The sequence below is a fragment of the Flavobacterium sp. YJ01 genome (assembly GCF_029320955.1).
In the GTDB taxonomy this organism is placed as follows: domain Bacteria; phylum Bacteroidota; class Bacteroidia; order Flavobacteriales; family Flavobacteriaceae; genus Flavobacterium.
In genome coordinates this window covers 764,759-784,862 of record NZ_CP119757.1, presented here as the reverse complement: position 1 = coordinate 784,862, position 20,104 = coordinate 764,759, and the positions used below count along the sequence as shown (strand labels likewise).

Below are 20,104 nucleotides of genomic sequence, written 5' to 3'. Positions count from 1 at the left end.
TTTTCTTTTTTTAGATTCGGTTATTCTGCATACAGTTCTAAATTGGAGATAACCGACTGGGGTTTTACCACTTCGTAATCTATTTTTTGATTTTCTTTTACAAGACGAAGCCCCTCTAAAAGTATTTTATCATGAACAGACAAACCTTCTTTTATTGCAAATAAGTGAGGCATTTCTGCGGCAATAACAACCTCTCTGGATTTTACAGCATTGTTTTTGTCAATTACATATACATATTTTTTATCTAAAACTTCAAATGTAGCTTTCTGAGGTATCAGCATAGCATTTTTCAGTTCTATAGGCATTTGGATGCTTCCTGTTTCTCCGTGTCTCAATAGTCTTTTTGGGTTAGGGAAAGTAGCTCTAAAAGGAATGTTTCCTGTTTCATTGTCAAAGTCGGCTTCAATGGTTTCTACAACTCCTGGATATTGGAATTTTTTGTTATTAGCCATTAAAAGATTGACTTTCATTTTCCCGCTTTTTCCTGTATTTTCCTGATAATCCAAATATTCAGACTCTGGAACATTGTAATATACCCACATTGAACTGTTATCTGCCAATTCTGTAAGCAGTTCGCCTTCATCTACCAAACTTCCCTGACGCACATGAAACTTATCGATAATACCGTCAAAAGGCGCTCTGATTTCTGTAAACTGAAGATGAACTCTGCTTAAAGCCATTTCAGCATCTGCTTTTTCCAGTTTGGCTTTGGCCATTGCCAGCTCGTTTGGAGAAACTACTTTTTCATCAGCCAACTTTTTCGCATTTTGATATTCAATAGAACTGAAACTTACCTCTGCTTTAGATTTTTTCAATTCGGCTTCATAAAGTGCGGGCATGATTTTAAATAACAACTGGCCTTTTTTTACCATCTGTCCTTCATCTACATAAATTTTTTCAAGATAACCGCGCTCTTGCGCTCTTATTTCGATATGCTGGATGGAGTGTATTTGAGATACGTAATCTTTTGTAATTGTAGTATCTTTTTCTATTGGACTGGTAACCAGAAATTTGGTTTTTTCCTCTTTTTCTTCTTCTTTTTTAGAGTTGCAGCCTGCAAAAACTAAGGCGCACAAGGTCATGATCATGAAAATTCTCTTCATAATTATTTCAGCATTAAAACGTAATTTATTTTTGATTTTTAAGTAAAAAGGCCTTTGGGAACAGACCATAGAAGTTTATATCCGTCTATTTTTTAATTAAAGCATACAGAGGATAAAAACAATAAAGGAATGAGCTATTGAGCAGCAATAGCCTTAAAAAAATCAAATTCGGAAAACCTGAAACAGCAGATAGACTTTATTGTCCAGTAAACTGAAAATTTTGCAGTCATTCACTTTTTGGGTAAAAGCAGTCGCTGAATGGACAAAATGATTGCTGCTGTGGAAAATTAAAAAGTAATTGCTTTTGACAAGCTGTTTTTGAACAGAAGAAAAGTTTTCTTCATTTTCTTCATTATCAAAGAGACACATTTTTCTTTTGAAAGTTTCAAATGTGCGGCCTGCTCCCAGTTTTTGCTGCTGTTTAATATCATTTGCAGTGGCGCAGAAAGAGAACTTCTTATAAGTAACGATTACAGTATGTGCATAACCGGTGCCATATCCATTTAAAAGAATGACAATTGAAAGTAAAAGTTTAGTGCACCAGTTTTTCATAAGATTCACAAATGTAATTAAACGATCCCATAAAACAAAGCCGTTCATTTACAAATTAATGATAATGCTGTTTTGCCAGCTGCGGCCAGCTGTAGTTTAGAATCCTATTTTTTCAATGGTAAAAAACAATAAAACGATACTAAGCAGAAGTTTAGTTGTTTTTCATTTCAGATTGTTTTGGCGTGATATTATGGAAAAAGAGGATTCTTTCTTTATTTTTGTCCGCTGCCGATGTAAAATAGTGTTTCGCCTTCATTAACAGCGAGTCCTGTATTTTTTTTCAGTATTGTTCCGCTCACGGGAGCCGTTATTATTTTTATATTCCTGCCGAAGACGTCGGTTATGTAGCCTATTTCTTCATCTTTAGTGACGATTGCTCCAGCCTTAAAGCTGCTGTAAAATAATCCTCTGCCCGGACCAGTAACAGAAACCTGTTCAGTATAGCTGCGCTTTAAGGGAGAAGCTGTCAGCACCTTTTTATTATCATACATATTCAATTCCTGCATCATCCGGTAAACAGCATTTTTAGCAGAGACAATATCCGTTTTTTCATAGCTGCCCAGTTTTCCCACAGTAATGCTTAAAGCTGGAATTCCCAGACGGACAGCCTGCTTAAAAGCCTGGCGTGCCGGATGGCCTGAAGGCTGATTATAGGGCAGGCTGACAACCGCAGCCAGACCGCTGATTTCGCTAAGACGCGCAGCAAGCTGTGTTTGATGCTGCAGCTCTTTATTGTCATAGTAGCAGGCATGCGGGACAAGATTCTCGTTGACGCCCCCGCCATGGATATCCAGAAATATATCTGTTGCGTCGAAAATCCCTGTTGTGATAAAATCGGCAGTAACTTCAGTGATGGTGCCTGCAGGGCTTCCCGGAAAGGCGAGATCCAGATTTAAATGGTCAGCAGGATTTGCAAGAGGGGTTCTATTGTAAAAAGACTCCAGGTTCATAATGGGAATTATGATCAGGCAGCCGCTGAGTTTTTCGGGATCTATTTCCCTGCGAAGCTGAAGTAAAGATGCAATTGCCGGGTATCCCATACCGTAAATCCCGGCCGCAATGGTAAAAGTGGGACCTTTGCGTCTGCCGCTGATCAATGTTGCAGGAATATAGGCGCGGGAACTGTCGGCAGCACTAACGCAGAATATCGTATCTGTTATTGCTGCCTGTTTTTCGTCTAAAATCATTTTAAGTGATTTTTTTTGGGATTCTGCTGTCTGGCATATAAAAAAGGATAATAAAAATAAGAATAGATGTTTCATGAACTCTGGTTGTTTGCATGCGGAAAAACAGGATAAAAAGAGATGCTTGAAATTGTTTTTCCGCGTTAAGCTTCTGATGTTTTAGTTTATTGAAAGAAAAGCGGCTGCATTGGAGGCCTTAAAGCCGGCAGGACAGAAACTAAAAATACAGCCGCAGCATACCTGCAGCATCGTAATGCGTTAGGATGTAAAGCTTTTTATGTTAAATCATCCAAAGTCGGGCCGGCACAAGATGGGATTAAAGTGCCTTCGATTGGATGGCTGTCAGCGTCTGCCGGTCTTCCATATGAAATAAGGAAGGGCATGATTTGCAGTGTCAGAAAAGATGAAAACGGTATAACAGACTGCAGCAGCCCAGTGAGAAAATGTGTTTTTTCTTAAAATAAGACACCTTTTTATCTGTAACTGCTGCAAAGAGACAATTTTTATATGGCGCGCCGTAAGCGGCAGCTGCCTTAAATTTGTTTTTCCTATCCTGAAGCGAGGAGCTTATGCGTACTTTCTTTTTGCTGTGCGGCGCATTAAGAGATGTTTTTTCTGAATTTAAAGCTGTTACAATCTCCACTGCTGAACCTGTAAAAACAATTGAGTAAACCTTTTCAGCCTCACTTCCGTGCAGCATGCGCAGCAGAAGCAGGACAAAGATCACTATGTTTTTAAAAAGACTCAGCATCGGGTCTGGAAAATGAATTTACGCAGGTTTATTTCTGAAAGAGGCCAAATATACTGCTTATTATGATAAAAAACAGCAGTCAGGCTGCAGAATATCAGTCAATGCATAGTAGGGATCTGCAAATCATGCCCTTCCTTATTGCAGATACAGGGCTTATAAAATTTAGGCTGTTCCAGCAGGATCGAGCTCAAATAATAAAATTCAAACCAACGGGAAATTATTTATTCATAGGGATCTTCTTGGCTTTTCAGGCTGTAATGCCTATTTTTGTGCAATGGCAAAACTGATTAATCTTAAAATTTTCGCACATTTTTTTCAATCCTCCTCTTCAGGGGGCATTCTGCTGCTAATCTGTGTGTTTGTATCGCTGGTGATTGCAAATACAGGTCTAGGAGCATATTTCAATGAATTTCTCGCCTATTCTGCGGGATATGAAACTGCTTCTCTGCATCTGCGGTATCCCATCTTGATGTGGATCAATGACGGGCTGATGGCGGTTTTTTTTCTGCTGGTGGGCCTGGAGATAAAAAGGGAAGTTATAGAGGGTGAGCTCTCTTCAGTGCGTCAGGCAGTCCTGCCTGTTTTGGCCGCTCTTGGAGGAGTTGCTGTTCCGGCATTAATTTATTTTCTTTTTAATGGTCAAGATCCTGAGACTGCCAAAGGCTGGGGAATCCCGATGGCTACCGACATTGCCTTTGCTCTGGGGATTTTATCGCTTTTAGGGGATAAGGTTCCTTCAGGCCTTAAAATATTTCTAGCAGCACTGGCAATCGTGGATGATCTGATTGCCATACTGGTTATTGCGATTTTTTATTCTTCCAAGCTTCATTTCCTGTATCTGGGCTATGCAGGGGCACTATTTATTCTGCTTATGGTTTTTAACCGCATCGGGGTTAAAAATTTATTTTTTTATCTGGTTCCGGGCGCCGTTATGTGGTATTTCATACATCATTCGGGCATTCACGCCACTATAGCCGGAGTGCTTGTGGCCCTGACCCTTCCGACAAATGAAGAGGATACCGATTCGCCTTTGGAAAAACTGGAGCATGCTTTGACAAGACCGGTAAATTTCATAATTATGCCTGTTTTTGCTCTGGCCAATACCAATATCGCTTTTGAATCAGAAATGGTGCAGGGCCTCACGGGAAATGTCGGTCTGGGCATCATACTGGGACTTTTGCTTGGAAAGCCGACCGGTATTTTTTTGATGTCCTGGCTATCGGTAAAAATCAGGGCAGCAGACCTTCCAAGTGAAACCACATGGATTCATGTGCTCGGGCTGGGGCTTTTGGGAGGTATTGGGTTTACGATGTCCATATTCATAGCTTTATTGTCTTTTTCGCAGCAGGCTTTTCAGAATGAGGCCAAATTTGCCATTTTAATCGCCTCGATGCTTGCCGGCATCTCAGGCTTTCTGCTCCTGAGCTACTATAATAAGAGGCAGCAGAAGCAGTAATTTATCTTTTTACTGCCTTCTGAAAAGTGCCGCATCTTGTACTGAGAGACGTGCATTGAGCCATTTTCGAAGTTTCTCATTCTCATCTGAGGTGAGATTCTTTGGACTGTCATAAATTACGGCGGTGATTGTTGCAGTGCTGTCCTGATAATTGACCAGCGAGCTTTTGGCAATGGAGAGTGAATTGATATTGGGGAATAAAATTCTTATTTCTTTTAAGAGCTTCCTGCTGTCAAATTTGTTTTTTGCGAGCTCTTTCTCCAGCTGCACGATTTTCACATCCTTCACGTTCATTTCATTCTCGCTGCTTTTGATCTGGTTCAGGATGTCTCCTTTCAGGGCATTCAGACGATCGGTGCTGTCCTGCCTGATAATCAGCCGGGTGCCTGAAAGGTATTTGTTCTGATTGAGTCTTTTGGTGAGAGCTGTAATCTCTGCCTGGGAAAAACGTCTTGAAAGAAAAGCCAGCTCTAGTTTTCTGCTTTTGGGGCTGAAGTCGGTTTTTTTATAAACGATGGTATAGCCTTTATCGGAGAATTCATTCTCAATGAAAAGATCTGCATTTTTTTTAAACTGCTGTTCCCTGTAAAGCGAGTACGCCAGATAGCTGCTGGGCAGCAGCATGACAGTGATCAGAAAAGCAATGATGTATTTTACGCGCTTCTGATGGGTTTCATCAATCTGCTTAACGGCAGGGTAATTCAGGTATTTTATGATTAAAAATGTGGCGATTCCTATAAAGACGCAGTTGATGCTGTAGAGGTAGAAGGCTCCGAGAAAAAATTTCCACTGTCCTGTTGCCAGTCCGTAGCCGGCGGTGCACAGCGGCGGCATAAGCGCTGTTGCAATGGCAACACCGGGAATCGGGTTTCCTTTTTCAGATCGTGTTACTGCTATAACGCCGACCACGCCGCCAAAAAAAGCTATAAGGATATCATAGATGTTGGGAGAAGTTCTGGCCAGAAGTTCAGACTGCACATCCTTGAAAGGGCTCAGGTAAAAATAAAGGGTGGAAACCGCCAGACTCACGACAGTTGCCGTAAGCAGGTTGTTAAGTGATTTTTTGAGCAGTGAAAAATCGTAAATGCCCAATGCAAACCCGGCGCCCACTATGGGGCCCATGAGCGGGGAAATCAGCATTGCCCCGATAATCACCGCAGTGGAATTTACATTCAGGCCAACCGAAGCCACTATAATGGCACAGGCAAGGATCCAGAGGTTTGCCCCTTTAAAGGTTATATTTTTCTTAACGGCTTCCAGTGTTCTGGCTCTGTCGTCTTCTCCGTCTCGAAGATTGAGCAGATCAGTAATTTTTCCCATTGTATTTAAAATTAGCGTGGTACAATATGTCTTTTCAGGGCATGTAATGCTAAGATAAGACTATTTCGGCACATTCGGAAACAAGCCCGCACAGCATCCTGTCTGAATCAGCTGATCGTGAAGTAAAGACTTTATTCAAAAATCATTGATTTGAGCCTGTTTCGATAAGATTCCAGCACATCTGATTTGGTAATGAAGCCGTAGTATTTTCCATTTTTGAGCACAGGGAGAAAAGCCCTGCCGCTTTTCTCAAATTTTTTCATAACGGTTTCCATGCTGTCAAACAGATGAACGGTCTGCAGGGGCTGGGCCATTATATCTCTGACCAGGATATTTTTGGATTTTTGATTATCGAAAATCACTTCCCTTATATCATTAAAGTAAACCAGTCCTTCGAGCTCATTTTGATCATCAACGGCTGCAAAAATTACCTGATCTGAATGTGCTAAGAGCCCTGCTACATCTTCAAGGTCCTGTCCGCTGCCGACAGTGAGATAATCTTTTCTGACAAGCTCTTCAATTTCCAGGGTGCAGAGAATATTAGCGTCCTTGTTGCTGGTAAAGGCATTTCCTTTTCTGGCCAGGTTCTTTACATCCAGGGAGTGCTTTTCAAAACGTTTGGAAACGGCAAAACTTACTGATGCCACGATCATCAGGGGGATCATCAAATCATAGCCGCCAGTTATTTCAGCGATAAGGAATATGGCAGTCAGCGGCGCATGAAAAAGACCGCTCAGTATTCCGGCCATCCCCACCAGGGTAAAATTGCCTACAGGCAGATCGGTCAGCCCGGTCAGGTTTAAAAATTTTGAAAAGAAATAGCCTGCATAAGAGCCCAGAAACAGGGAAGGTGCAAAGTTTCCGCCGTTCCCGCCGCTTCCCAGCGTAATTCCAGAGGCAAAGGCCTTGAGCAGCATTGAGGTGCCGACAAAGAGCAGCAGCACCCAGTCATTGGAAGCGAAATCTGAAAACAGCGTATTTTCCAGCAGTTTTCCGGGATCTTTATCGGCCAGGGTTTTGATGCTTTCATAACCTTCGCCAAAAAGAGTGGGGAATATAAAAATCATCAGCCCCAGAATAGAGGCGCCTAGGACGGCTTTTTTATAGGGGCCATACTTCAAGTGCGCAAAAGTATGTTCTGTCCTCAAAAAATTGCGTGCGTAGAACACGGCGGTAAAACCGGTAAAGAGCCCCATCAGCACGTAAAAGGGAATATTGTGGTAATCAAAGCTCTGCTTTTCGCGGAAAGCCAGCAGTATATTTTCATTCAGTACAACTGCAGAGACCAAGGCGCCTGTGGCCGCAGCGATCATAATGGGAGTGAAAGCCGAAATGGTCACATCGACAAGCAGCACTTCTATGGCAAATAAAACCCCGGCAATCGGCGCATTAAAAGCGGCTGCGATACCCGCTGCGACCCCGCATCCGATCAGCAGCGTGCGTTCCTGGTAGCTCAGCCGGAACTGCTGGGCATAGTTGGATCCGAAAGCGGCGCCTGTGATTACAATAGGGCTTTCCAGTCCTGCAGATCCGCCAAGTCCGACTGTCAGTGAGCTTGTCATTATCTGGGCATACATCTGTTTTTTAGGGATAATGCTTGCCTTTCTGGCCACTGTATGTAAAATTTGGGAGGTTCCTTTTTCAAGGCTTCCTCCCAGTATTTTCTTTACTACCAAAACAGTCAGCAGAATGCCGATAACAGGCAGTATGCTGTTAATGAAACTTAATTTTAATGTTCCATTGATGTAGGTAGCAGATGAATAGACCCAGTGCGCGAAGGCTTTTAAAAAGATTACGGCAAAGGCCGCAGTAATTCCAATGAGTACGCTTGAGAGAAATATAAACTGTTTTCGGGACAGCTTCTGCTGGCCCAGCAGTAAAAGCTGTTTTGTTTTTAAAAATTGTTTTTTGAGCATTGTCCTGAATGAATGGTGTGGAAATGCAAAGTTAAACCGCCAATGCGGTTCACTCTAGAATAAATTGTTAATATAATGCCAATTTTGAAAAACCTTTACAGGTATGCCGGCAGAACCACCGGCAGTTCAGCAATAAGCTGATGCATTTTCATAAGTGCTCAAGGTGGCTGCAGGAAAGCAGTGCCCAGATTTATTGGATAAAAGCAGCCTGAGCCATATGAGGCTGCTTTTATAGAAAGGTAAGGCTTAAAGATATTAGCGGTATGGCCGGCCTTGAACATTCCAGCTAAATTTTAGAAAATGGGGTTTTTAATTTTTTGGGCCTTTTTCGAATATCAATATCGCCTGGAAAAATAGAAGAAAAATATTTTTTTTTATAAGCCTAAGGGTCAGTCTTTAAGGCTTTTGTGCTTTTTTATTTTATTTTTTTCAATATTCATTTTTTTTCATGAAAACCAGAAAGCAGTTTAAAGCGTAGATGACTTTATAACTTTATAAAAAATGTAATTATGAAAACTAGAAAATTTTTAGCTTTGGCAGTTTTAACATTGGGATTCGGATTTACGATGAACGCCCAGAAAACCGTGATGGTGGGAGGGGCAGCAATGTATCCAAATAAAAACATAATAGAAAATGCAGTCAACTCTAAGGACCATACCACACTTGTGGCGGCGGTAAAAGCGGCGGGACTGGTAGAGACGCTTCAGGGAAAAGGCCCTTTCACCGTATTTGCGCCGACAAATGAAGCCTTCGGCAAACTTCCTGCAGGAACAGTAGACAATTTACTGAAACCGGAAAACATGAAAATGCTGCAGACTATTCTGACCTACCATGTGGTTGCAGGAAAGATGAACAGTTCCGATATTGCAAAAGCGATAAAAGCAGGAAAAGGAAAAGCAGTGCTGAAAACAGTAAGCGGCGGTACGCTGACAGCCTGGATGGAGGGTAAGGATTTATATATCAGCGATGAGAACGGCAATAAGTCTAAAGTTAGCATAGCGGACGTAAACCAGTCAAACGGTGTAATCCATGTGGTTGATGCTGTCCTGCTTCCAAAGATGTAATACTGTAAAGAGATTGTATGTGATAAGCCCCTTTTTTAAAGGGGCTTTTTTATGCTTTTCAGTGTTTGGATTTCCCGGCGGAAAGAAGTGAAGACCGGCAGGCTTTAAATGATGCCGCTTTTTTAATTTTATGCAGTTCTAAAGCCTGCGGCTGGAGATCATGTTTCTTATCTGAAAAGGTAGAAATCAAAAAAGACATATCAATTGAAATATTTTTATTTTATAATCCGACTGACTCGTTTTCCAGCAGGTATTCTTTCCTTATTTTCTGGTTCATTTTACTTAGCACCGATGTAAACAGATCATCGGACTCTTCAGGTCTGGTTTCTTTTAGTATTTTAGCTTTTACCAGAGAAAAATAGATATGTTCGGCCGGAAGCTCTTTTTCAATCTGAGAAAGAATCTGCAGCGCCTGCTGCGTTTTTCCAATTTTAGCCAGACAAAAGCAATAGTTCAGTCTTGCAACAGGAGACAGGCAGACCTGCTGCATGATTTCATGTAATTTCACAATATCAAGCCAGTCATTTTGTGTTAGCTCCGCAATGGACATGTACCTGCTGATAATAACCGCTTCAAGATAAAAACGGTTTAAGGTTTTGGGTTTTTTAAGATAATGAAAGCCTAAAGCTATCAATTCCGTATTCCATTTTTCGCGGTCCTGGCTGAAAAAAGAAATGAGCCTGCCATTGACAACCCGGGCTGCACTTCTTGCGGCATGAAAGCAGAAAAGGGCCAGCAGACTGCCTGTGGAGCCATACTTATAGCGGCCGTATAAAAGTTTAGTCAGAGCCATTGCGTCCAGGCATAAATCTTCATTGAAAACCCCTTGGGCCTTTTCATCAAAACAGTCGTAGCCTATATTAAAAACAGCGTAAAATATTTCTTCTGCCATGGCGATTTCTTCCCTGACGGCTGCTATTGAATCCAGTTCGACAGTTTTGCCCTTAAATTGGGACCTTATGTTTTTCTTTGTCCTGGCAATACTTTTGTAAACGGCTTCTTTACCCATCAGGGTGCAGCCGCTTATTTCAGATATGCTTAGTCCAAAAATATCCTTAAGAGCAAAGAGTATTTTGGCTTGGCTGGAAATATTTTCTACAGCAGATATAAAGAGAACGGTCTGAAGCCGCAGGTCAGTCTGGCAGCTTTCCGCCGCAGAACCTTCCATATGTTGCGCAGAAAAACTGTTTTTTTCTTTATCCTTTTTGATCTGGTTCAGCAGGTCATTTCGGGCAACGATGAAAAGCCAGTTTTCCATATTGTTCAGGATGGTATCCTGGCTGCGTATTTTTAAGGATTTTAATAAGGAATTATGAATGGCATCCTCAATTTCAGAAATATAATCTGCACCAAACTTGTTTAATAACGCTGCAAACAGCTTTCCGTACAAGGCCCGGTAATTCCTTTCTTCCCCGAAAAACATTTCATTGCCCATAATCTTCCATTTCCATTATCTGGCGGATTTCGGTAGTGCCTCCGTAAAGATGCGTGGGACATTCCTTGGCCAGTTCGACAGCCGTTTTTAAATCCTCTGCCTGCAGTAAGTAATATCCCCCAATAATTTCTTTGGATTCCAGATGAGGCCCGTCTTTGATGATGCAGTCTTTCCCGCTGATCAAAACACTTTTTTCCTGCAGTCCGTCGCCTGAAATCAAATGTCCTGCCGCGGCTAATCTCTCTGCCCACCTCATATGCGCATCAGCCAGCTGCTGCATTTCTTTTGAAGAGAGCTCGTTTAGTTTTTCAATGTCTTCATGAAGTAATAATAGGAACTTTTTCATAATAAATTATTTTTAAAATTTCATTAAAGACATCTGGGTGTTCCGGTTTTGGACATTTATTTGTTTTTTTTTCAAAATAAAAAGCCATTTGGCCCCTTGTGTGTGATGGATGTACAATTCCAGCTGTTACTGGGCTGCATTTGAATTCAAAAAAAACTAATAAAACTAAGGAGATTTTTTTAAATCTCCTTAGTTTTTATGCTTTAGTTATGAATCTGCTTTTAAATTTCTTTGAATCGGTAATCTCAATAGGATGGGATGAATTCTTGCTTTTGGGCCGCTGAAAAAACAGCTTTAACTTTTTGCCGCAAAGCTGAGAGAAGCTTTCCGCTGTTCGGCTTGCAGCAGAGAAGAGTCTGCATTTAATGAATTAAACCCCATGTGAAGAGTTCAAAATTTAAAAAAGGGCATGTTTTATAAAAAACAATCCCTTTTTAATAGCTGTAAGCAATGCAATGGAAATCTGCAGTTTAGAAATTCTTTATGGCTGCCATAATATCCTTTCGCTGCTGCTGCAGCGAATATTGTTTGGTCAGGAAAAAGGCGGCCTTGTTTTCCATGGCAAAATTCCTGTCCAGATCACTTGAGGATGTCGTATATATGATAACCGGTATATCCTTCAGGTCGGGATCCATTTTAATGTGCTGCAAGAAGGTACGCCCGTCCATTATGGGCATATTGAGGTCCAGAAAAATCAAATCCGGCTTTGTAAAGTTTTCTGATTTAAGTTTTTCAAAGGCATCTGCGCCATTTATGGCTTGCTGCAAAACAATTGAGGGATGGTCTTCGGCCAGCAGTTCAGCAAAGATTTCGCGGTCGTCTGGATCATCATCAATTAAAAAAATGGTCGTCATATGTATAATAATGGAGTGTAAATATACTATTTTCCCTCCTAATTTTTTATCATCCCCCATTTTTTTCGCGCAGTGCAGGCATAATAATAGTAAAAACAGTGCCTGAGCCTTCCTGCGATGCGGCAGTAATTTCACCATTGTGGTTCTGCATGATCTTGCGGCACATGGCAAGGCCGATTCCGGTGCCTGAATACTGGTCGTTTCCATGCAGGCGCTGGAAGATATTGAAAATCTGTTCGGCGTACTGCTGTGAGAATCCAATGCCGTTATCGCGCACTTCTATTTTGATATAGGGAAGTTCCAGATCCAGTGCATGCAGCCTGAGTTGAGCTTCTGGAACAGGCTGTGCGTTAATGCTGATTTCGGGCCTGTTGCCGGGCTTGGTATATTTCAGGGCATTGGAGAGCAGATTGCCGAAAAGCTGCGACATCTGAAGCGGTATGGCCTGCACGAGGGGAAGCTGCCCGATGCTTACCTGGGCATTTTTCTGTTCGATGACCAGGTCAAAATCTGCCATTATTTCGCTGAGCACTGTATTGAGGTTTACCGGTACAAATTGATGTGAAATATGGGTGAGCTTTGAAAACTGCAGCACATCCTTAATGAGGTTCTCCATCCTTCTGGAAGAAGAGCTGATCTTGTCGATATAAGTATTTACCTTCTCGGGGTTCTTTCCCAGATTGTTCTGCAGCAGATCGGTAAAAACGCTGATCTTTCTTATGGGTTCCTGCAGGTCGTGGGAGGCGATATAGGCAAACTGCGAAAGCTCGCGGTTGTTGGCCTCCAGTTCGGCATTTTTAGTCTGCAGCTCGGCGGTCTGTTCCTTTACCTTGAAGGTAAGCTCCTGCTGGAGTTCCTTTTCTTTGGTCACGTCCTGCGCCGTGCCGCTGAGTGATTTTACCACACCATCCTTGCCGTACTGCACCTGGGCGTTGGCATGGATAATGCGCTGCTGTCCTGTTATTTTGTTTACAATCTGAAATTCATAATCATAAAATTGTTCGGCCGAACCGCTGAGCGCCTCTTCCAGGGCCGCGGCAACTTTATGCCTGTAGGGTTCGCTGATGCGCTGCAGGAAATCTTCCCGGTCTGCGGTGCCGGCGCTTAAACCGAGCCACTCCTTGAAACGGTCCGAACAGGTAATGGTTTTAGTTTCGGCATCAAGCGTCCATGTGGAGAGTTCGGCCAGTTCAATAGCCCCTGCGAGCGCCATTCTTGTCTCTTCGAGTTTTTTGGTGGCGATGACCTGATCGGTAACGTCAATGGCAATGTCCATAACCCCGTAAATCGTGCCTTTGGAGTCGCGGATCGGGGTATAGGTAAACTCAAAGTAGTAGGTGCTGATTTTTCCGTCGAGCTTCAGGTCCGCCGGTACGGAATGGCCGTAATAGGTTTCGCCTGTGCGGTAGACCTGCTGCAGGATATCCATAAAAGGCTGCCCCCTTAATTCGGGAACGGCTTCTTCCATGGGCAGCCCTATCACGGAGCTGTCCTTGCCCCAGTATCCAATCATGATATCATTGGCAATTTCGATCTTCATATCCAGTCCTGTAAAGAGGCAGATCCCCACGGGGGACTGCTCGATCATCGAGGTGAGCTGGTTCTGGCTTTCAATAACGGCCTGGCGCACGGAAATTATTTCATCGATGTCCATGCAGAACCCGGCGTAGCCGCCGTACTGTCCGTCGGCATCATAAAAAGGGTCGCCGGCGGCGCGGCACCAGATCAGCTGCCCATTGTTTTTCCTTGCCCGAAAAAGCACATCGAAATGGCTTTTCTGCTCCAGGGCCTTAAGGTATGCTTCTTTGGTTTTTTTATAGTCCTGCTCAGCAATGACCCAGGTCCATTTTCCCTCCAGCAGTTCCTGGTAGGGAACCCCTGTGAAATCAATAAGGGTTTTGTTGAAATAGGTAAACATTCCCTGCGGATTGGAAAGCCATAACCCGGTAGGGGAGCTGTCGGTTACATTTGAAAAATGGCGGTCTGCCTCCCGCTTGGTCATTTCAAGTCGTGACTGTGCCTGCTCAAGGGCCAGACGGCTGTTTTCTTTTTCGGTGATGTCGGCGACCGTTCCGGAGAATATCGGTGCTTTTGCTTCGGAATTGATGATGCGTGCCGCTGATATGGCAATGTGGTGTATGCTGCCGTCGTCCCAAATAACCCTTGGGGCATAGTTAAAGGTGCCATTTTCTATACCGCTTTTGATGGCGCCGGTCCTCAGATGCAGGTCATCGGGATGCACGTATTTGAGGAAATCCTTCCTGCCCAGGCCGGGTTTAAAATTCCCGGTGAGGATCCTGCTGAATTCAGTGGAATACTCCAGGGTATCAGCGGCATAATCCACGCTGAAAAGTCCCAGACCCATGCTCTGTATGGTAAGATCGGTGAGCTGTCTTGATTTTTGAAGCTCTTGGGCTGCTTTGCGGTGCTCGGTGATATCCTGCAGGATGCCGTTAAAGCGGTATGCGGTTTTAGTATTGTCAAACCATGCCTTTCCAAGGGCATGCACAATCCGCGGTATTTTGGTAGTGGGGTGGATGATGGTATACTCAATATCGTATCGCCCGCCTGATTCGTATCGGAGTGCATAATTAATTGATTCAGTGACACGCTGACGGTCCTTCTCTGCGACTGCCCCCAGGGCATGTTCGAGTTTCACCTGCTGATCGGCTTTGAGCCCGAACCAGTCCTTGAGCCTTGCATTTGAAGAAAAGCGCCGTGTCCTTGGATCCAGATCATAAGTCCCAAATTCGGCTGCGTTGATGGCAAATTCCAGCTCGTCGCTGCTTTGCTGCAGATGAAGTCTGCTGTTTACTTTTTCAGTGGTTTCATTGCAGATTACCAATACACCCTTGATCTGGCGGCGGTCGTCCCTTATCGGGCTATAGCTGAAAGTCCAGTATACGTCTTCCATTTTGCCGTTTCGGAATATTGGCAGCAGCAGGTCGTCGTACCAGATGCTTTCTCCCGTTGACAGCACTTTTTGAATCAGCGGATGGATAAAATCCCATATTTCAGGCCAGCAGTCCACGGCTTTCTGTCCCATGGCTTTGGGATGTCTGCCCTCATTTCCGAAACTGGGACGATAGGCATCATTGTAGAACTGTATCAGCTGATCACCCCACCAGAGAAACATCGGAAATTTTGAGGACACGATTGTGGCAATGGTGTTTTTGAGGTTCTCCGGCCAGGTGTCCGGAGTGCCCAAAGTATGGCTTTCCCAGTCAATATTTTCAATTAGCTCGGCGGCTTCACCTCCATTTTGAAGAAAGTAAAAGTCTGAAGTATTTGGGTCTTGATTCAATTTTCTAGTTTTAGGAAGGGCTGCTGCATTCAGGATAACAGTTTTGGTTTTTGTAAAAGTAAGCAATTTTATTTTTTGTTGCGGTTCCGATGGAACGGACTTCTTCATCCGGTATGCTGTTTCTGCCTAACAGCCAGCGTAAAAAAATAGTTTTTGTCTTGCGTAAAATTAATTTTTCCGCTGTGGCAGCTTTTATACAATTTTTATGGAAAATTTTAAAATTGTCACTTTTAAGGCTTTAGTTTTTCAACTGCATTTGCGGCATAAAACTTTAGTTAAATAATGCCAAACACTACATCTGCATAATGCAATGGCATTTTTAAGGTTTTGTCTGTGGGAAGCCGGAGCCGACTATTTTTTTAAACCATTTTTTTTGGATGTGTTAATTTAGAATCCTGGGTGTTTTTAAAACATTGATCCGCATCGCTTTTAAATAGTGTCTGATGTCTTACTGCTTATTTATTTCTAAAAAAACGCATGGCGGATGCTGTTAGATTTTTTATCTTTGAAATATTCAATTTTTATTTAGGCCTTTAGCTGAAACTTTTAATAAAAATTGTGATGATTTCAACTAAATTAGAAGCCCTGTAATTTGGTTAAGCATGATGGGATACTATGGCAGAAAATATAAATAATACAGCGTTTATTGAAGCGGATTTAATCAGCGAGTTATCCCGCCTTGCCGAGCAGACCCAGCAGCAGGCTAACAGTTCTTCAGTGCTGCTTTTTTGGGAAATTGGATTTAAAATTAATGAAACAATACTTGATAAAAAACTATCAGAAAACGCACGACAGATCGTGACTGCCTTGTCGTTGGAACTAAAAAATAAATTCGGCAGCAATTTTGAAGAAAAAAATCTTCGGACAATGATGCGGTTTGCTGATGAGTTTGCAGACAAAGAAATTGTCGCGAGACTGTCCCGGCAATTAACATGGTCCCACTTTTTAGCTATTCTGCCTATCAACAATACAGAAGCTAAACTCTTCTATGCCAATCAGATTAACGACCTGCTGATGAGCGTCAATGATTTAGGAGAGCAGATAGCCGCGAAAACTTTTAAACGTACTGAAACAGGAAAATATTAACAGAATCATCTCCATTTGATGGACAGTACTCTTTTAAAGAACCTCCTGGGATGTTTTTTAAAATATAGGAAATGTTTTTTTAGAAAAGATTTGTTACAGGAATACTTGGTTAGGTGAAAAATATGGAGAAGATTTAATCTAGTTTACTTTTTATCATCGAAAATCAAATCGCCAGCAGATAGAATTGCAGTATCTCATTATCAGTCTCTGATAGCTTTTATAAAAAATAGAGTATTTTAAGGTAAATTTTATTACAGTCAATAAAAACCTCTGCAGACTGCTATTGCAGAGGTTTTGTACTTTATAAATCCTCTCTCTGATTGATTATGGATTGCCTTCACCGCCGCTTGAGCCATAAATCTGCCCAGTTGCATAGCTGGCATCTTCAGCGGCGAGCTGTACATAAATGGAAGCCAGTTCGGCCGGCTGTCCTGGTCTCCCCAAAGGAGTTTGGGATCCAAATTCTTTGAGTTTTTCCATACTGGCACCTCCGCTTACCTGCAATGCAGTCCACACTGGTCCTGGGGCTACACCGTTGACTCTGATTCCTTTTGGTGCCAGCTGTCTGGCCAGTGATTTGATGTAATTTGTAGTGGCGGCTTTTGTCTGGGCATAATCGTATAAATCTTCGGTGGGAGCATAGGCCTGCACAGAACTTGTTCCGATGATGGATGATCCCGGTTTCAGGTAAGGCAGCGCCGCTTTGATAATCCAGAAAGGAGCATAAATATTGGTTTTCATGGTCCAGTCAAATTCTTCTGAGGAAATATCTAAAATGGATTGGTGAGCCTGCTGTCTTGCCGCGTTGTTGACTACTATATCTAATCCGCCAAGGGCTTGGGCTGCCTGATCGACAAGAGATCTGCAGAACGTCTCATCGCGGAGATCCCCGGGAATGGCAGCAGCCTTTCTTCCTGCGGCTTCAATGAGCTGGATCACTTCCTTTGCATCTTCCTCCTCGGTAGGGTAATAGTTTATGGCAACATCAGCTCCTTCTCTTGCATAAGCAATTGCGGCGGCTCTTCCCAAACCGGAATCGCCTCCTGTAATAAGGGCCTTACGGCCTTTTAGCCGCCCTGTGCCTTTGTAGCTTTCTTCACCATGATCCGGTCTGGGATCCATTTTACTGACAAGACCAGGCCATGGCTGCGACTGCTCATTGAAGGGCGGTACTGCATATTTGGTGACAGGGTCTTGCATTTCAGCAGCATGGCTGTTTTGCTGTGCGGCTGGATTTAAGGTGTTTTCGCTGTGCAGCGCGCTTTCTCCAAGTGCAGGTGCCACACCGGTCTGCTCAGCATTCTGCGGTATATTGTTTTTGCTTTCCATAATCATTTATTTTTTGCATTTTTAAAAATCATCTTCTTTTTTCCTAAAAAAATGGAATCAAATTTAAAAAACGAACCAGCCTTCATTATTATAAGATTACAGCAATTTTTTGCAAGATATAGAGTATCGAATGGTAATCTGCGGTTTTCAGCTGTGCATTGCGATCTGGCGCTTCCTGGGAAGCTCAAAATTTAGATGGTCCTCTTTTACAGCGTTTTGTGTTTTTTGTCCCGCTTTTTAATTCTCTATCCGGGCAGCTTGGGCCACCATTCGAAACAGAGGTTCGTATTTTCTCAGCTGGTGATCCAGATTCTGGTACGCAGCAGCAGGGCCGATGCTGCCCTGCACGCAGTATAACTTGCCCCCGCTTGCCGCCATAAACTGGAGCATGCGCACTTTCATGTTTTTTTGGGGCTCGTCCAAAATTTCCTCTATTTCCGCCATTATGCCCGGCATATCATCGATGGTAACCGGCTCTGTGCGGATCAGCCTGCTTTGCGGGGGTATCATTTCCTGCATGGATTTTTCATTAAGTGCAAGGTTTTGGTATTCTTGGGGCAGATCATGAATTACGATCAGTATCTTTTCATTTCCTTTTCCCTCACAGCTGGTAAACTGCTGCACGGCTGCGGGCATTTGGGCTTCCTGCGCCTCCCAGCTTTTGGGTATCGGCAGCACAACCACGCTTTGGTCTGCTTTGGGATGGCCCTTTGTGGAGAATTTTACCGTATGGCCGTCGATTATTTCCTGATGGGGCGCGTCATGGTAGGCAAAGGCGAGCAGGCCTTTGGGAAGAGGGGCAGCCGGGCTGAACCCTATTTTGTCTTTGACGGCCTGAAGAAATTTGGCTGCATATTCTTTCTTTTCAATAGGGTGCCGCAGCTGCTGGTTTATCAGGGAGTCAATGTGTTTTTGAAAGCTGCTGAACTGCGGATCAGCGAGCTGCTGCCGCAGAAAGAGTTCCGCATTTTTCTCTGCCCTTCCAAATACCGCCTGAGCCTTTTGCTGAAGGTCGGCCGCTTCTTTTGCAAAGGCAGGGAATTGGCTGGCGGCCTTTTTCAGGGCGGCGCCCTGTCCTTTCAAAAAAGCATAGGTTTCCATGGCAAGAAGCACTTTAGGATCATGGTGCTGCTGTGGATAACAGCCCCACACGCCCAGTGCACAAAAAAGGAACAGTAGGGTTCTCATAGTCTGCAGTTCTAATTTAATACCAAAATAATACAGATAGGCAAGGAAGAAAAATCCTATAAAAACGCAAAAATAATCTTCACGGCAGCATTGTTTTTATATAATTCCAAAATAGAGTTGTAAAATTTCCACATCTGGCAGCCAGCGTCCATTTGCCGCAGAAAATCGCCGTACCTTTAAGGGCGGCTGTATAGGTGATTTATCTTTTTTTGCCTGCCGCGCCAAACCGCATCGGGCTAAAAACCGTATTTAACTGCAGCCGAGGAGCTTAAAATGTATGTGCCATGTTATATAGAAGTATTCTGCTTATCGATGATGACCGTGAAGATGCCGAGCTGTTTATGGAAGCGGTAGACCAGCTCAATAAAAACATACTGCTGCGATGGGAGAGCAGTCCGCAGACTGCCTTGGAAGAACTCAGGGGTTCTGATAAGCTGCCCGAACTGATTTTTCTAGATTTTAATATGCCCAGAATCAATGGGCTGGAGCTGCTGGTCTCTTTAAAAAATGACGCAAGGCTGAAGGATATTCCTGTAGTGATGATCTCGACCCCCTCGGCGGATTTCATGAAGAGCAAAATCGGGCAGCATAACATTCTTGCCTATATCAGCAAGCCCAACAGTTTTGGCGAGCTTCTTTCCCAGCTGGATTCGCTTTTGCAGCCAAAGCCATTTTGATGTTTCGAGCAAGAAAAAAAATAGAAAGCCGCAACAGATTTTACCTGAAGTTCAGCGGGCGGATTCGTACAATATAAATAAAGCAGAGGTGTTTTTTACAGTGCTGATCCCGGAGTAAGGCTTAGGCGCCAGTATTCCACAATGTTTTTTATCATGGCTTGATAGACTGAGAAGTCTTCTTCTTTCCTAAAGTATCCCTGTACTTGGCAGCGGTACGCCCTGAGCACATTTTCCGGGTTTTTCGAGGTGGAAAGAAAGATGTAAGGAGTACATTTCTCGCGGATTTCCGCCAGGGCAAGTATCTGTTCGCGGAGTTCAAAGCCATTAATCTTGGGCATATTGATATCTGACAAAATAAGGAAAGGCCTTACCTTCGAATTGGAAAGGTAAGAAAGGGCATCCATTGGGTCTTCAATGAATTTTATTTTGTTGGGATAGTCCAGGCTTTCAAAAATATCCTTAAGGAAGAGCCTGTCATCCTCGTCATCTTCGATTATTATTATTTCTCCGTTTCTTCTCATGTCTTAAAGATACGCTTT

16 protein-coding genes are annotated in these 20,104 nt (G+C 43.2%); 4 read left to right on the top strand and 12 right to left on the bottom strand.

Annotated elements, in window-relative coordinates; genetic code table 11:
- Positions 1-20 precede the first annotated feature (20 nt).
- The 3 genes from P0R33_RS03525 to P0R33_RS03515 all read right to left on the bottom strand — a co-directional run bounded on the left by P0R33_RS03525 (position 21) and on the right by P0R33_RS03515 (position 2,917).
- Positions 21-1,103 carry an efflux RND transporter periplasmic adaptor subunit gene (locus tag P0R33_RS03525; protein ID WP_149207823.1) on the bottom strand — a complete coding sequence of 361 codons (1,083 nt, stop codon included), beginning with the start codon at positions 1,101-1,103 and terminating at the stop codon, positions 21-23.
- 162 nt (positions 1,104-1,265) lie between these two features.
- Positions 1,266-1,655 (bottom strand): hypothetical protein, encoded by a 390-nt coding sequence (locus P0R33_RS03520; protein ID WP_149207822.1) that lies wholly within the window; start codon positions 1,653-1,655, stop codon positions 1,266-1,268.
- Between the two features lie 212 nt (positions 1,656-1,867).
- On the bottom strand, positions 1,868-2,917 hold the full coding sequence (locus P0R33_RS03515) for a succinylglutamate desuccinylase/aspartoacylase family protein (RefSeq protein WP_276174220.1): 1,050 nt from the start codon (positions 2,915-2,917) through the stop codon (positions 1,868-1,870).
- A gap of 947 nt (positions 2,918-3,864) precedes the next feature.
- On the opposite strand from P0R33_RS03515, the gene nhaA reads away from it, so the two are divergent.
- Positions 3,865-5,046, top strand: coding sequence for a Na+/H+ antiporter NhaA (gene nhaA, locus P0R33_RS03510; protein WP_149207819.1), 1,182 nt, complete (start codon positions 3,865-3,867; stop codon positions 5,044-5,046).
- 9 nt (positions 5,047-5,055) lie between these two features.
- Here the strand turns inward: nhaA and P0R33_RS03505 are convergent, their stop codons facing one another.
- The gene (locus tag P0R33_RS03505) at positions 5,056-6,366 is read right to left on the bottom strand and encodes a DUF389 domain-containing protein (protein WP_276174219.1); all 1,311 of its coding nucleotides are present in this window, start codon (positions 6,364-6,366) and stop codon (positions 5,056-5,058) included.
- 131 nt (positions 6,367-6,497) lie between these two features.
- The gene (locus P0R33_RS03500) at positions 6,498-8,282 is read right to left on the bottom strand and encodes a chloride channel protein (RefSeq protein WP_149208525.1); all 1,785 of its coding nucleotides are present in this window, start codon (positions 8,280-8,282) and stop codon (positions 6,498-6,500) included.
- 509 nt (positions 8,283-8,791) lie between these two features.
- Between P0R33_RS03500 and P0R33_RS03495 the strand changes: the two genes are divergently transcribed.
- The gene (locus tag P0R33_RS03495; protein ID WP_149207817.1) at positions 8,792-9,346 is read left to right on the top strand and encodes a fasciclin domain-containing protein; all 555 of its coding nucleotides are present in this window, start codon (positions 8,792-8,794) and stop codon (positions 9,344-9,346) included.
- Positions 9,347-9,566: 220 nt separating this feature from the next.
- Here P0R33_RS03495 and P0R33_RS03490 read toward each other — a convergent pair whose 3' ends face one another.
- The 4 genes from P0R33_RS03490 to P0R33_RS03475 all read right to left on the bottom strand — a co-directional run bounded on the left by P0R33_RS03490 (position 9,567) and on the right by P0R33_RS03475 (position 15,393).
- Positions 9,567-10,781, bottom strand: coding sequence for a DUF6596 domain-containing protein (locus tag P0R33_RS03490; RefSeq protein WP_276174218.1), 1,215 nt, complete (start codon positions 10,779-10,781; stop codon positions 9,567-9,569).
- On the bottom strand, positions 10,771-11,127 hold the full coding sequence (locus tag P0R33_RS03485; RefSeq protein ID WP_149207815.1) for a YciI family protein: 357 nt from the start codon (positions 11,125-11,127) through the stop codon (positions 10,771-10,773). Before P0R33_RS03485 ends, P0R33_RS03490 begins: the two co-directional genes overlap by 11 nt.
- 470 nt (positions 11,128-11,597) lie before the next feature.
- Complete coding sequence (locus P0R33_RS03480; protein WP_223704583.1) at positions 11,598-12,041, bottom strand: response regulator; 444 nt, start codon at positions 12,039-12,041, stop codon at positions 11,598-11,600.
- Positions 12,031-15,393 (bottom strand): PAS domain S-box protein, encoded by a 3,363-nt coding sequence (locus tag P0R33_RS03475; RefSeq protein ID WP_276174217.1) that lies wholly within the window; start codon positions 15,391-15,393, stop codon positions 12,031-12,033. Before P0R33_RS03475 ends, P0R33_RS03480 begins: the two co-directional genes overlap by 11 nt.
- A 507-nt stretch (positions 15,394-15,900) precedes the next feature.
- Here P0R33_RS03475 and P0R33_RS03470 point away from each other — a divergent pair.
- A complete protein-coding gene (locus P0R33_RS03470) occupies positions 15,901-16,371 on the top strand; it encodes a DUF1016 N-terminal domain-containing protein (RefSeq protein ID WP_223704585.1) in 471 nt (156 codons plus the stop codon).
- A 324-nt stretch (positions 16,372-16,695) separates the two neighbouring features.
- Here the strand turns inward: P0R33_RS03470 and P0R33_RS03465 are convergent, their stop codons facing one another.
- Together P0R33_RS03465 and P0R33_RS03460 are read right to left on the bottom strand one after the other, a co-directional pair.
- Positions 16,696-17,700, bottom strand: a complete 1,005-nt coding sequence (locus tag P0R33_RS03465; protein WP_149207812.1) for an SDR family oxidoreductase — start codon at positions 17,698-17,700, stop codon at positions 16,696-16,698.
- 237 nt (positions 17,701-17,937) lie between these two features.
- Positions 17,938-18,888, bottom strand: coding sequence for a hypothetical protein (locus P0R33_RS03460; protein ID WP_276174216.1), 951 nt, complete (start codon positions 18,886-18,888; stop codon positions 17,938-17,940).
- 284 nt (positions 18,889-19,172) lie between these two features.
- Between P0R33_RS03460 and P0R33_RS03455 the strand changes: the two genes are divergently transcribed.
- Entirely contained in the window at positions 19,173-19,565 is a 393-nt protein-coding gene (locus tag P0R33_RS03455) for a response regulator (protein ID WP_223704587.1), read from the top strand.
- Between the two features lie 95 nt (positions 19,566-19,660).
- Here P0R33_RS03455 and P0R33_RS03450 read toward each other — a convergent pair whose 3' ends face one another.
- Entirely contained in the window at positions 19,661-20,086 is a 426-nt protein-coding gene (locus P0R33_RS03450) for a response regulator (protein ID WP_179005243.1), read from the bottom strand.
- Between the last annotated feature and the right edge of the window lie 18 nt (positions 20,087-20,104).

What these genes read in the sequence shown, in the direction of transcription:
- P0R33_RS03525 (WP_149207823.1), bottom strand. Translation starts at nt 1,103, where the DNA reads ATGAAGAGAATTTTCATGATCATGACCTTGTGCGCCTTAGTTTTTGCA.
- nhaA (WP_149207819.1), top strand. Translation starts at nt 3,865, where the DNA reads ATGGCAAAACTGATTAATCTTAAAATTTTCGCACATTTTTTTCAATCC.
- P0R33_RS03505 (WP_276174219.1), bottom strand. Translation starts at nt 6,366, where the DNA reads ATGGGAAAAATTACTGATCTGCTCAATCTTCGAGACGGAGAAGACGAC.
- P0R33_RS03475 (WP_276174217.1), bottom strand. Translation starts at nt 15,393, where the DNA reads ATGAAGAAGTCCGTTCCATCGGAACCGCAACAAAAAATAAAATTGCTT.
- P0R33_RS03500 (WP_149208525.1), bottom strand. Translation starts at nt 8,282, where the DNA reads ATGCTCAAAAAACAATTTTTAAAAACAAAACAGCTTTTACTGCTGGGC.
- P0R33_RS03520 (WP_149207822.1), bottom strand. Translation starts at nt 1,655, where the DNA reads ATGAAAAACTGGTGCACTAAACTTTTACTTTCAATTGTCATTCTTTTA.
- P0R33_RS03470 (WP_223704585.1), top strand. Translation starts at nt 15,901, where the DNA reads ATGGCAGAAAATATAAATAATACAGCGTTTATTGAAGCGGATTTAATC.
- P0R33_RS03485 (WP_149207815.1), bottom strand. Translation starts at nt 11,127, where the DNA reads ATGAAAAAGTTCCTATTATTACTTCATGAAGACATTGAAAAACTAAAC.
- P0R33_RS03480 (WP_223704583.1), bottom strand. Translation starts at nt 12,041, where the DNA reads ATGGGGGATGATAAAAAATTAGGAGGGAAAATAGTATATTTACACTCC.
- P0R33_RS03490 (WP_276174218.1), bottom strand. Translation starts at nt 10,781, where the DNA reads ATGGGCAATGAAATGTTTTTCGGGGAAGAAAGGAATTACCGGGCCTTG.
- P0R33_RS03515 (WP_276174220.1), bottom strand. Translation starts at nt 2,917, where the DNA reads ATGAAACATCTATTCTTATTTTTATTATCCTTTTTTATATGCCAGACA.
- P0R33_RS03455 (WP_223704587.1), top strand. Translation starts at nt 19,173, where the DNA reads ATGTTATATAGAAGTATTCTGCTTATCGATGATGACCGTGAAGATGCC.
- P0R33_RS03450 (WP_179005243.1), bottom strand. Translation starts at nt 20,086, where the DNA reads ATGAGAAGAAACGGAGAAATAATAATAATCGAAGATGACGAGGATGAC.
- P0R33_RS03495 (WP_149207817.1), top strand. Translation starts at nt 8,792, where the DNA reads ATGAAAACTAGAAAATTTTTAGCTTTGGCAGTTTTAACATTGGGATTC.
- P0R33_RS03465 (WP_149207812.1), bottom strand. Translation starts at nt 17,700, where the DNA reads ATGGAAAGCAAAAACAATATACCGCAGAATGCTGAGCAGACCGGTGTG.
- P0R33_RS03460 (WP_276174216.1), bottom strand. Translation starts at nt 18,888, where the DNA reads ATGAGAACCCTACTGTTCCTTTTTTGTGCACTGGGCGTGTGGGGCTGT.